Source organism: Winogradskya consettensis (genome assembly GCF_018332715.1).
Lineage (GTDB): Bacteria > Actinomycetota > Actinomycetes > Mycobacteriales > Micromonosporaceae > Actinoplanes > Actinoplanes consettensis.
This window is the reverse complement of sequence record NZ_BOQP01000034.1, coordinates 264,705-275,848: the sequence shown is the minus strand read 5'-3', so window position 1 is coordinate 275,848 and position 11,144 is coordinate 264,705. Positions and strand designations below refer to the sequence as shown.

12 protein-coding genes are annotated in these 11,144 nt (G+C 70.8%); 3 read left to right on the top strand and 9 right to left on the bottom strand.

The genetic code is table 11. The features are described from left to right. Nucleotides 1–14 precede the first annotated feature (14 nt). Together Aco04nite_RS30175 and Aco04nite_RS30170 are read right to left on the bottom strand one after the other, a co-directional pair. Entirely contained in the window at nucleotides 15–953 is a 939-nt protein-coding gene (locus Aco04nite_RS30175) for an alpha-E domain-containing protein (protein WP_213000604.1), read from the bottom strand. Beyond that, nucleotides 947–2,536 carry a circularly permuted type 2 ATP-grasp protein gene (locus Aco04nite_RS30170; RefSeq protein WP_213000603.1) on the bottom strand — a complete coding sequence of 530 codons (1,590 nt, stop codon included), beginning with the start codon at nucleotides 2,534–2,536 and terminating at the stop codon, nucleotides 947–949. Before Aco04nite_RS30170 ends, Aco04nite_RS30175 begins: the two co-directional genes overlap by 7 nt. Nucleotides 2,537–2,938: 402 nt before the next feature. On the opposite strand from Aco04nite_RS30170, the gene Aco04nite_RS30165 reads away from it, so the two are divergent. After that, nucleotides 2,939–3,697: a DedA family protein gene (locus tag Aco04nite_RS30165; protein WP_213000602.1), complete on the top strand. Its 759-nt coding sequence runs from the start codon at nucleotides 2,939–2,941 to the stop codon at nucleotides 3,695–3,697. Between the two features lie 33 nt (nucleotides 3,698–3,730). Here Aco04nite_RS30165 and Aco04nite_RS30160 read toward each other — a convergent pair whose 3' ends face one another. Continuing rightward, entirely contained in the window at nucleotides 3,731–5,131 is a 1,401-nt protein-coding gene (locus tag Aco04nite_RS30160) for an NAD(P)H-quinone dehydrogenase (RefSeq protein ID WP_213000601.1), read from the bottom strand. A gap of 120 nt (nucleotides 5,132–5,251) precedes the next feature. Between Aco04nite_RS30160 and Aco04nite_RS30155 the strand changes: the two genes are divergently transcribed. Continuing rightward, nucleotides 5,252–5,713: a gamma-glutamylcyclotransferase gene (locus tag Aco04nite_RS30155; protein ID WP_203838316.1), complete on the top strand. Its 462-nt coding sequence runs from the start codon at nucleotides 5,252–5,254 to the stop codon at nucleotides 5,711–5,713. Here the strand turns inward: Aco04nite_RS30155 and Aco04nite_RS30150 are convergent. Both Aco04nite_RS30150 and Aco04nite_RS30145 read right to left on the bottom strand, forming a co-directional pair. Then, a complete protein-coding gene (locus Aco04nite_RS30150) occupies nucleotides 5,710–6,915 on the bottom strand; it encodes an RNA polymerase sigma factor (RefSeq protein WP_244876396.1) in 1,206 nt (401 codons plus the stop codon). The two genes, Aco04nite_RS30155 and Aco04nite_RS30150, sit on opposite strands and share 4 nt — an antisense overlap. 11 nt (nucleotides 6,916–6,926) lie before the next feature. Next, complete coding sequence (locus tag Aco04nite_RS30145; protein ID WP_203838315.1) at nucleotides 6,927–7,298, bottom strand: YciI family protein; 372 nt, start codon at nucleotides 7,296–7,298, stop codon at nucleotides 6,927–6,929. 103 nt (nucleotides 7,299–7,401) lie between these two features. Here Aco04nite_RS30145 and Aco04nite_RS30140 point away from each other — a divergent pair, with 103 nt between their 5' ends. Beyond that, nucleotides 7,402–7,830: a YybH family protein gene (locus Aco04nite_RS30140; protein WP_213000600.1), complete on the top strand. Its 429-nt coding sequence runs from the start codon at nucleotides 7,402–7,404 to the stop codon at nucleotides 7,828–7,830. Here the strand turns inward: Aco04nite_RS30140 and Aco04nite_RS30135 are convergent. From Aco04nite_RS30135 to Aco04nite_RS30120, 4 genes are read right to left on the bottom strand one after another with little or no spacing between them, the layout of a single operon-like run. Then, nucleotides 7,820–8,764: a GNAT family N-acetyltransferase gene (locus Aco04nite_RS30135; RefSeq protein WP_213000631.1), complete on the bottom strand. Its 945-nt coding sequence runs from the start codon at nucleotides 8,762–8,764 to the stop codon at nucleotides 7,820–7,822. The genes Aco04nite_RS30140 and Aco04nite_RS30135 overlap by 11 nt on opposite strands. 20 nt (nucleotides 8,765–8,784) lie before the next feature. Continuing rightward, the gene (locus Aco04nite_RS30130; protein WP_213000599.1) at nucleotides 8,785–9,522 is read right to left on the bottom strand and encodes an SCO6745 family protein; all 738 of its coding nucleotides are present in this window, start codon (nucleotides 9,520–9,522) and stop codon (nucleotides 8,785–8,787) included. A gap of 43 nt (nucleotides 9,523–9,565) precedes the next feature. Beyond that, complete coding sequence (locus tag Aco04nite_RS30125; RefSeq protein WP_213000598.1) at nucleotides 9,566–10,441, bottom strand: hypothetical protein; 876 nt, start codon at nucleotides 10,439–10,441, stop codon at nucleotides 9,566–9,568. 10 nt (nucleotides 10,442–10,451) lie between these two features. Next, nucleotides 10,452–11,084 (bottom strand): MBL fold metallo-hydrolase, encoded by a 633-nt coding sequence (locus Aco04nite_RS30120; protein ID WP_213000597.1) that lies wholly within the window; start codon nucleotides 11,082–11,084, stop codon nucleotides 10,452–10,454. Nucleotides 11,085–11,144 lie beyond the last annotated feature (60 nt).

Genomic DNA, 11,144 nt, shown 5'->3' with positions numbered 1-11,144 from the left:
CTCGGTGCAATCGGTCATGCCACGGCTCCCTTGACCCAGTTCACTGCCGTCGTCTGGCGGAAGTACCTGCGGGAGACGGCGTCGTTGACCTGGGAGCAGGTGTGTTCCAGGCTGGACAGTACGGCGGAGAGGTCGTCGATCAGCTCGTCGGCGCCCCGGAATTCCAGGTTGGTGCGGGCGCGGCCGACGATGCGCTGGGCGTCCGTGGCAACCCCGGCGCGGCCCGGGTCGGGCTCGAGGTCGGTCAGGCAGGACTCCGCGGTGGAGAGCGCGGCGAAGACCGAGCGTGGGAATAGCCTGTCCAGCAGCAGAAACTCGGCGGCGTGCCGATCGTCCAGCGACCCCCGGTAGGTGCGCAGGAACGTCTCCCACGCCCCGCTGGAACGCAGCAACGTCAGCCACGACGGGATGCTCCCGCCGGCCCGCTCGTGGGTGCGCAGCAGCCGCGCGGTCATGTCGACCCGCTCGATGCTGCGCCCGAGGACCAGGAACAGCCAGCCCTCGTCCCGGCTCATCGTGGCATCGGTCAGGCCAGCCATCACCGCGCAGCGCTCCCGCACCCAGCGGAAGAACGCGTGCACCCCCTGCTGCTCCACCCGTCGCCGGGCGCTGGGCAGGCCGTGCCAGGTCGAGTTGAGGCACTCCCACATCTCCGACGACACCGTCTCGCGGGCGCCGCGGGCGTTCTCCCGGGCGGCGGCCAGCGCCCCGACCACCGAGCTGGGGCTGTGCTCGTCCAGGCCGAGCAGGCCGATCACCTGGGCGGAGGTCAGCTGCTCTTCCTCCATCGGCATGCCCATCACCCCGAGCAGTGACCGGCAGGCCTGGTCCTCGTCGGTCCACGGGTCGGCGAGGATGCGCTGCAGGTGCACGTCGAGGATGCGCGCGGTGTCCTCGGCGCGCTCCACGTACCGCCCGATCCAGTAGAGAGACTCGGCGATCCGGCTCAGCATCGCGGGCCTTCCTGTTGCTGTTGTTGCTGTTGCTGTTGCTGTTGCTGGGACTCGCCGACTCCCGCGGCCGGGCCTGGGACCGGGCTGGCCGCCGGGGGCAGCGGGGCCGCGTCGGCGGGCAGGTGCGGCACCTCGAACGGCGTGGTGTCGTCGGGGTCGGCGAGCACCCAGGTGTCCTTGGAGCCGCCGCCCTGGCTGGAGTTGACCACCAGGGCGCCCTCGGGCAGCGCCACCCGGGTCAGCCCGCCCGGCAGCACCCAGATCTTCTCGCCGTCGTTGATCGCGAACGGGCGCAGGTCGACGTGCCGCCCGCGCAGCCGGTTGCCGATCAGCGTCGGCACCATCGAGAGCTTCACCTCCCGCTGGGCGATCCAGCCCCGCGGGTCGGCGACGATCGTCTCCTTGACCACGGCGAGCTCTTCGTCGGTGGCCTGCGAGCCGATGACGATGCCCGCGCCGCCGGCCCCGTCGACCGGTTTGATCACCAGCTCGTCCAGCCGCGGCAGCACGTGGTCGAGCACGCCGGGCTCGTCCAGCCGGTACGTGTCGACGTTCGGGAGCAGCGGCTCCTCGTTGAGGTAATAGCGGATCAGGTCCGGAACGTACGTGTAGAGCAGCTTGTCGTCCGCCACACCGTTACCGACCGCGTTGGCGATGGTGACCCGCCCCGCCCGTGCGGCGTTCAGCAGCCCGGCGACCCCGATGACCGAGTCCGCCCGGAAGTGCACGGGGTCGAGGAAGTCGTCGTCGATGCGCCGGTAGATGACGTCCACCCGCTGCTCGCCGGCGGTGGTGCGCATGGCCACGTCGTTGCCGACGCAGACCAGGTCCCGGCCCTCGACCAGCTCGACGCCCATTTCCCGGGCCAGCAGCGCGTGCTCGAAATACGCCGAGTTGAAGACTCCAGGGCTGAGCACCACCACGGTCGGATCACCGACACCGACGGGGGCGGCGGCGCGCAGGGCCCGCAGCAACATCCCCGGGTACGACTCGACCGGCAGGATCCGGGTCGCCGCGAACACCTCGGGCAGCACCTGGGCCATGGCCCGGCGGTTCTCCATCACGTAGCTGACCCCGGACGGGATCCGCACGTTGTCCTCCAGCACCCGGAAGGTGCCCTGCTCGTCGCGGATCAGGTCGACGCCGGCCACATGGATGCGCACGCCGTTGGGCGGGTTGATGCCCGCCGCCGCCCGCAGGAAGTGCGCGCTGGTCGCGATGATCCGCCGGGGCACCACGCCGTCGGCGAGCACCTGCCCGGGGCCGTACACATCGGCCAGGAACGCCTCGAGCGCGCGGATCCGCTGCGCGACACCGACCTCGACCGAGCGCCACTCCGCCGCGGCGATGATCCGGGGCACGATGTCGAGCGGGAACGGGCGCTCCACCCCCTTGAGGGCGAACGTGATGCCCTGATCGAGGAACGCACGGGCCAGCACCTCGGCTCGTACGCCCAGCTCACCGCTGGAAAGTGGCTGCAGCGTGGCATGCAGCGCCTCGTAGGTCTCCCGGGGCATGCCGGGCTCCGCGAACATCTCGTCCCAGCCGGGGCCGAGGCGGTATTCCTCAAAAAGATCCGCCATGGCCTGACCCTAAGGGCGGGTCATTGCGCACGGGTAACAAGAGTCACAGGCAGGATCTACGACTGGTCTATGGGCGGGCCGCCGGTACGGGACCTACCGACGGCCCGGGCGCAGCTCATCCGGCGAACCGGACGGGCGCCGCTGACCCGGCACACCAGGAACGGGGGACCCGGTGTTTCGGGACTGCTACCAAGGTACGCGTGTGACGACCGGACGAGTAGCTCACCATCGGGGCCCGGAACGGCCGGAAGGACGGATACCGGACGCGCGTCTTCGGCAGCGGGATCGCCGTCCAGCCCGTACCGTGTCGGGCATCACCGTCAGCGGAGCCCGACCAGGGCGCATGCTGAACTCAGCGCTTTCACAGCTGCGCTCACGGACAATCCCAAGGTGGCCGAGCTCATGACCGAACTGTTGACCGTCCTGTCAACACCGGCATGGGCCTACCTTGCCATCTACGGGTTCCTGGCCGTCGACGCGCTGGTGCCGGTCGTCCCGATCCAGGCCATCATGATCACCTCTGGCGCGCTCACCGTCTACGGCAACCTCAGCCTGCCGCTGGTCATCCTCATCGGCGCGCTGGGCATGTTCACCGGCGACTCGATCGCGTTCGTCCTCGGCCGGTCCGCCGGGGGCCACTGGGTGAGCGGGCGGCTGACCGCGCTGCGCCGGCGGTTCATGCACAAGTCCGCCGACGACGCCGGTCCCAAGCAGCAGTCCAAGACCAAGCGCGCCGCCGAGCGCTTCACCCGCGGCCTGCGCAAACCCGGCCCGCTGGTGCTGCTGCTCTGCCGCTTCGTCCCGGGCGGCCGGATGGCCGCCGGCTACCACGCCGGCCGCACCGGATACCCGGTCAAACTCTTCGTCCTCTACGACGGCAGCGCCGCGCTCGCCTGGGCCATGTACGGCGGGCTAGTCGGCCATGTCGGCGGCACCGCCATCACCCAGTCCGCCTGGCGGTTGTTCGCCATCGCCGCCACCGCCGCGGTCATCTTCGGCACGGCCGGCTGGATCCTCGCCCTCTTCGGCGGCCGCAAGAACGCCGACGAGGAGATCGCCCCGGACGCCGCCGACGCCGCAGCCGAGGACGAGGTCGTGCCCAACGCCCCCACGGGCTCCCCCTCCACACCGGAGGAGCCCGCCCGCCGGGCCGCCTACTGAAACACCGGGCCGCCTACCGAGACACCGGGTCGCCTACTGGACTTCGTGCTGCATGAGCTGGCGGGCTGCTTCGGCGATCGAGCCTGACAGCGACGGGTAGATCGTGATGGTGTGGGCGAGCTGGTCGACCGTGAGGTTGTTCTCGATGGCCATCGTGATCGGCAGGATCAGCTCGCTGGCCTTGGGGGCGACGACGACGCCGCCGACGATCTGGCCGGTGGCGGGGCGGCAGAAGAGCTTGACGAAGCCGTCGCGCAGGCCGGACATCTTGGCACGGGCGTTGCCGGTGAGCGGGAGCATCACCTGCCGGGCGGGAATCTTGCCCTGGTCGACGTCGTTCTGGGAGACGCCTACCGTGGCGAGCTCCGGGTCGGTGAAGACGTTGGCGGAGACCGTGCGCAGGCGCAGCGGGGCGACGGCCTCACCCATGGCGTGCCAGACGGCGATGCGGCCCTGCATGGCGGCGACGCTGGCCAGGGGCAGGACGCCGGTGCAGTCGCCGGCGGCGTAGACGCCCGGGACGTTGGTGCGCGAGACCCGGTCGACCGTGATGTAGCCGCCCTGGGCGACGTCGACGCCGTACTCCCGCAGGCCCAGGCCCGCGGTGTTGGGGACCGCGCCGACCGCCATCAGGGCGTGGGAGCCGGTGACCACCCGGCCGTCCGCGAGGGTCACCACGACCTCGGAACCCGTGTTGACCACGGACTCCGCGCGGGACTGGTTGAGGATCGTCATGCCCCGATCGCGGAAGACGCGCTCGATGGCCATGGCCGCGTCGGCGTCCTCGTGCGGCATGACGCGCTCGCGGCTGGAGACCAGGGTCACGGCGACGCCCATCGCGAGGTAGGCGCTGGCGAACTCGGCGCCGGTGACGCCCGAGCCGATGACGATGAGGTGTTCGGGCAGCTCGGTGAGGTCGTAGACCTGGCGCCAGTCGAGGATGCGCTCGCCGTCGGGAACGGCGGTGGGAAGCACGCGCGGGGTGGCCCCGGTGGCCAGGAGGACGGTGTCGGCGTCGATCTCGTACATCTCGCCGCCGTGCGGGGTGATCAGCACGCGGTGGGTGTGGCCGAGGGTGTCCTCACCGAGCAGCGCGTGCCCGTGCACGACGTCCACGCCCGACTTGACGAGCTTGGCCTGGATGTCGGCGGACTGCGCGAGCGCGAGGCTCTTCACCCGCTCGTTGACCGCCTTGGCGTCGATAGAGACGCCGTCGAGCCCGGCGGAACGGATGCCGAAGCGCTCGTTGTGCCGGTAGCCGGTGACCACCTCCGAGCTGGCGATGAACGTCTTCGAGGGCACGCAGTCGAAGAGCACGCAGGCACCGCCGGCTCCGTCGGCCTCGACGAGAGTCACGTCCGCGTCGAGTTGCGCGGCGACCAGGGCCGCCTCGTACCCGCCCGGCCCACCGCCGATGATCACGATCCGGCTCACGACTTCCAACCTCCGTCAGGACGAGCGACATTGTCACGTTTCGTAGCGATGCGGCGGAACTATGCCGACACGCTCGCCTCCTATTCTCCCTCACTGCCGGACGGGGCTATGGTCATCGCCGTGGGTCATTACGCGGCGTACGGCTCGAACCTGGATCCTGCCCGAATGCGGGCGTATTGCCCGCATTCCCCGATGGTGGGGGTGGGCTGGGTCGAGGGTTGGCGCCTTACCTTCGCCGGCGAGGGCGACATGGGCTGGGAGGGCGCGGTCACCACGATCGTCGAGTCCCCCGGCGACCGGGTCTTCGTCTCGCTCTACGACGTGCACCCGTGGGACGCGTCCCAGCTCGACGAGGTCGAGGGCGTGGCGGCGGGCGCCTACCAGAAGGTCACCGTGCGGGTCTCGACGCTGGAGGGCGACCTCAGCGCGTGGGTCTACGTCTTCCACGGCTATGAGGGCGGCATGCCCACTGCGTGGTATCTCTCCGAGATCGCCAACGCCGCCGAGAAGGCCGGTGCCCCGGACGACTACGTGCACGACCTGCGCCAGCGCCCCACGCGTACCCAGGCCCCCGAGGTCTAGAGCTTGCTCTCCAGATAGCGCTTCTCCGCGGCACTGAGCGTGCCCCGGGCCGCGGCCGCGTAGTGCTCGCGGGCGGCGGGCAGGTCGCCGGCCAGTTCCAGCAGGTGGGCGCGCACCGCGTCGATCCGGTGATGCCCGGTGAGCGCGGCTTCGTCCAGGGCGGCCAGACCCGCTCGCGGGCCCCGCGTCATGGCCAGGGCGACGATCCGGTTCAGGGTGACCATCGGGCCCGGTTCCAGCAGCGCCAGCAGGTCGTAGAGGCGCAGGATCTGCGGCCAGTCGGTGTCCGCCGCCGTCGCGGCCTCGTCGTGCACGGCAGCGATCGCCGCCTGCACCTGATAGGGGCCGATCGGCGCGGAAGACAGAGTCCTGGTGATCAGGTCGATGCCGTCGGCGATCAGCGCGGCGTTCCAGGCCGTGCGGTCCTGCTCGGCCAGCGGCACCAGGCCACCGTCCGCACGGGTCCGGGCCGGGCGCCGGGCATCGGTGAGCAGCATCAATGCGAGCAGGCCCGCGACTTCACCGTCGCCGTCGTCGCCGGGCAGCCGGGCGTGCAGCTGCCGGGTCAGCCGGATGGCCTCCGTGGACAGCTCGACCCGGTGCAGCGATGGTCCCGAGCTGGCCGTGTAACCCTCGTTGAAGATCAGGTAGAGCACGCGGAGCACGGCGGCGAGCCGGGCGGAGCGCTCCGCGGGCGCCGGCAGCACGAACCGGGCGCCGGCCTCGCGGATCTTCTGCTTGGCCCGGCTGATCCGCTGACCGATGGTCGAGTCCGGGACCAGCAGGGCCCGGGCGATCTCGGCGGTGCTCAGCCCGCCGACCGCGCGCAGGGTCAGCGCCACCTGCGACGACGTGGTCAGCGCCGGATGACAGCAGAGGAACAGCAGCGTCAGCGAGTCATCGGTCTCCGGAACCGGCCCGGCCACGAAACCCGCCACGGCCTCCTCGCGCTGCCGCCGGGCCGTCTCGCTGCGCAGGACCTCGATCCGGCGACGGGCGGCCACGGTGATCAACCACGCCCTGGGATCGTCCGGTACGCCCTCAGCCGGCCACTGCCGCGCCGCCGCCAGCAACGCCTCCTGCACCGCGTCCTCGCACCGGTCGAAGTCGCCGTAGCGGCGCACCACCGCGCCCAGGACCTGCGGCGTGGCGGCACGCAGCAGGTCCTCCAGCCCAGGGACGCCCATCCCAGGAAGGCCCATCCCGGGGAGGCTCAGATCTCCCACCCGCTCATGTCCAGCACCGGGCGCACCTCCACGCCGATGGTCGCGGCGTCCGGCACCTTCGCGGCCCACTCGAACGCCTCCTGCGCCGAGTCGACGTCGATCAGGTAGAACCCGGCGAGATGCTCCTTGGCCTCAGCGAACGGGCCGTCCGACACAACCGCCTGCCCGTCGCGCACGAACACCCGGCTGGCCCGGGCGGGATCGGCGAGGCCTTCACTGCTGACGCGTACGCCGGCAGCCTCCATCTCTTCGCTGAGCTTGCGATGCCCGCGGCCGAAGTCGATGCGCTGCTGCTCGCTCAGCGTCTCCCAGACGGCGAGTGACTTTTCGTTCGACTGGATGAGAATGAGGTACTTCATCCCCGGCTCCTCTGCTCGTCAAGAAATCTTCTCCCGGGACGTCGAAGCGGGTACGGCGGCTTCGACGTCCCCGCGAGAGAAACTTCCACGACAGGAGCACGCCATGGACGAGCAAGCGATCCGCGAGGTCATCGAGGGCCACGCCGCCGCGCTGGGCACCGGGCAGGTCAAGGACATCCTGCGGTACTACGCGGACGATGCGGTGCAGTTCACGCTCGCCCCGCCGCTGCGTCAGCCGGCGAGCGCGCAGGACCCCGAGCCGCTGGAGCACTGGCTGGCGACGTTCGAGCAGCCGCCCACGCTCGAGGTGACCGCGCTGGAGATCACCGCGGGGCCGGAGGTGGCGTTCGCGAGCAGCCTCCACTGCATGCGCGGCATCCCGAAGGGCCAGAGCGAGGCGTTCGACCTCTGGCACCGGGTCACCCACGGCCTGCGCAAGATCGAGGGGACCTGGCTGATCACCCACGAGCACCAGTCCGTGCCGTTCGAGATGGACGGGTCGTTCCGGGCGTCGCTCGATCTCAAGCCGTGACGATCTCGCGCTCGTAGATGTCGGCCTCGTATTTCGGGTGCATGCCGACGGCCAGGTAGAGGCGCACGGCCGAGGTTGGATTGGCCATGTCGACCCCCAGACCCACTTCGGTCCGCCCTTTGCCGGCGTAGGTCGCGAAGGCTCGGCGCAGGAGCGCCTCACCCACACCCCTTTTCCGGTACGCCCGGAGCACAGCGAGCGCCCGCACCCAGCCCTGCCCATCCGCGATCGAGTTGTCCGAGGATTGCAGCACCCCCGCCCATTCGCCGTCCACGAACGCGACGAACCACTCGTCGTACGACACGCTCGACTCCCCGGCGATCCGCGCCTGCCAGGTCTCGAAGTCGGTGGCGTGGTGATCGGTGTCCTCGAACGCCTCGGCGATCGTGGCCTGGAAACGCCGCAGCTCGGTTTCGTCGTCCGGGTCGATCGCCCGGATCGTGATGCCGGCCGGCGGCTCGGGGGCGGTGTGCGGATGCCCGGTGAGCGCCATTGTCATCCGTGCGTGTTGCTTGAGGAACGTGAACCCGGCCTCGGTGAGCGCCTCGATCCACGGCTTCTCCGTCGGGATCGCACCAGCCCGCAGCTTGTAGTTCCGGTGCCCGAACTCGGCGCCACGCTCGGCGGCGCGGACCAGCAGCAGCTCCAGCAGCGGCCGGATCGTGGCTTCACCGCGCCCTGGCCACACGAACACCTCGACGAAGTCGTGGTCCCCGCGGTTGGTGTTGTGCGGGAACGCCCAGCCGACGATCGCGCCGTCCGTGTCGAGGGCCACCCAGCAATCCCGGGTCATGTCGGTGTTGGGCCCGGTGAGCGCGTCACGCACCTCGTCGGGGGTGAAGTCGGGCTCACCCACGGCGGCGATGTCGCACGCGTGCACCATGGCGAGGAGCTCGGCGGAGTCGTCGAGCGTAGGTCGGCGGATGTTCCCCATCGTCACCCGGTCAGAGTGCCCTATCGCGCCAGGCGGTGCGACAGACTTTGCAGCAGACCGATCAGCTCGATGCGCTCGGCGCGGTCCAGAGCCGCGTAGGCCTGCCCGGCCAGCGAATCGGCGACCGACTCGGCCCACATCAGCCGCCGCATGATCGGGCCCGCCTGCGGATAGGGCGGCTGCCAGCCGAACGCGACCGCGCCGGTCTCGCCCTCGGGCCCGGCGATGATCGCCTCCAGCGGGGTGAGGCCGCTGGCCCGCACCGCCACCACATGGATGCCTAGCCGGTGCTCGTGGAGCAGGTGCAGCATGAAGGCCGCCTGCGCTCCCGGCTCGCTCTCGGGCACCGGCATCGCCCGCCACGCCGCGAACAGCGGCAGCGCCGCGGCGTCCACCGCGGACACCACGCGTTTCGAGAGCTCCAGCAGGCGCGAGAGCCGGGGGAAGCCACCCAGCTGCTCGACGCCCCAGCGGCACATCTCGCGCAGATGCCAGCTGGCGACCTCGACCGGTGGGGTGATCTTGGCAGCGCCCTCCCAGCCGTCGGTCACGGCCTCGGACGCGATGAAGCCGATGGCTGCCGCCACCGTCTCGGGGCGCACGTCGCCGAGCGCACCGGCCCGCGCGGACACGTGATAGGCCCACCCGGACAGGCCCAGCACCCGCGCACGGCGCAGCGTCTGCGGAGACTCCGCGAACGCCCCGACGAGCGATGCGAGTCCCGGCCGGGCATTGGCGGCTGCCTGTTCGGGTGTCACCGCCCGATTCTGCTCTCCCTGACCGGTTCAGGAAAACCGACGACTAGCCCGGTTCCTCGGCGTCCAGGTCTTCGATGGCCGCCTCCACGTCGCCGACCTGTCGCCGAGCCGCCGATGCGTCGCGCTCGGCGGAGCGTCGTGCCAGCTTGCGCCGTGACAACTCAGCCTGCGCGTCGCCGCGCCGACGCTCCAGCTCCGCGATCTGTTCCTCAAGTTCATCAATGGAGTGGCCTGCGTCACTTTCCGCGGCCTCGGCCTTTTCCAGCACGGATTGCGTCTTTTCCCGGGCGCGCTGGGCGATGGTCAGATCCCGTTGCAGCTCCCTGCGCTTCGCCGCACGCTCCCGCTCCGCTGCGCGATCCCGCTCGGCAGGCTCGTTCTCCGAGGGCTTGCCCTCGGGCTCGGGGGAGGTGACCAGACGCAGGCGGGGGCGCGGGACCTCGCCGAAGCCCGCGTAGGTCGCCGCCTTCACCAACCGGCCACTGCGGACCTGCTCGGCGATGTCCGGCTCGGCCATCGCCGCGGTCAGCGTCGACTCGACCTCGGCCATCGGCAACTTCACCCTGCGCAGCGCCGGGTCGTCCGCGATCGCCAGCTTCTGCGCCGCGGCGACCAGCGCGGACACCACCTGCCGGCGCTGGGTGGACAACTCGCGGAGCTGCTCGCCCTGCAACCCCCGCTGAGCCTGCCGCAGTTCCTCCGCGAGCTCGACAAGATCGGCGATGAGCTCCGGGCGGCGCAGGGCGAGCAGGTTGACCAGCCACGCGGCGACGGTCGGCTTGCGCAGCGCGGCGAGCCGCTTGGCCAGGTCCTTGTCGCCGGCCTGCTTCGCCTCGGCCACGGCGGCGGCCCGGCCCGCGACGAAGCCGTCCGGCGGTTGTTCGTAGAGCCGCCGGATCAGCTCGTCGATGTCGTCCACGTCGCCCGCCTCAGGAGACGGTGGTGCCGGGGGCCAGCTGCGCGTACTTCGTACCGCCGAACCGCTCCAGGTGACCGTTGGAGATGCTCGCGCCGGTCTCGGTGAGCAGGGAGTCGTGCAGTGCGTACGCCCGCCCCGGCCGGACCGCCCGCACGAAGTCGATCGCCTCGCTGAGCTTCATCCACGGCGCGTTCAGCGGCACGAACAGCGTGTCCACGGACTCCTCCGGGACGGTGAACGAGTCGCCGGGCGTGTAGACCGAGCCGGCGCCGTCCGAGATCAGGAAGCCCAGGTTCGCGATGCGCGGGAGCTCCGGGTGGATGACGGCGTGCTGGCCGCCGTACGCGCGGATCCTGAAGCCCGCGGCCTCGAACTCCGCGCCGGGCTCCACGGCAGTGACCACATCGGCGAACGCCGTGAGTTTCGGCAGCACGTCGGGGTGGGCGTAGATCCTCAGCCCCGGCCGCCGGGCCAGAGCGTCGGCGAGCGCATCCGGGTCCAGATGATCGAAATGCTCATGCGTGATCAGTACGGCGTCCGCGCCCGTGAGCGCCGACCGCTCGCTGAACGCCCCGGGATCGGCGACCAGAACGCCGTCGCCCTCGAGCCGCAGACAGGCATGGGTGAACTTGGTGATACGCACGTGTCGCCTCCGCTGCCGAATCGTGACCGCTACCGAACAGTCTGTCGGAACCGGGAGCAG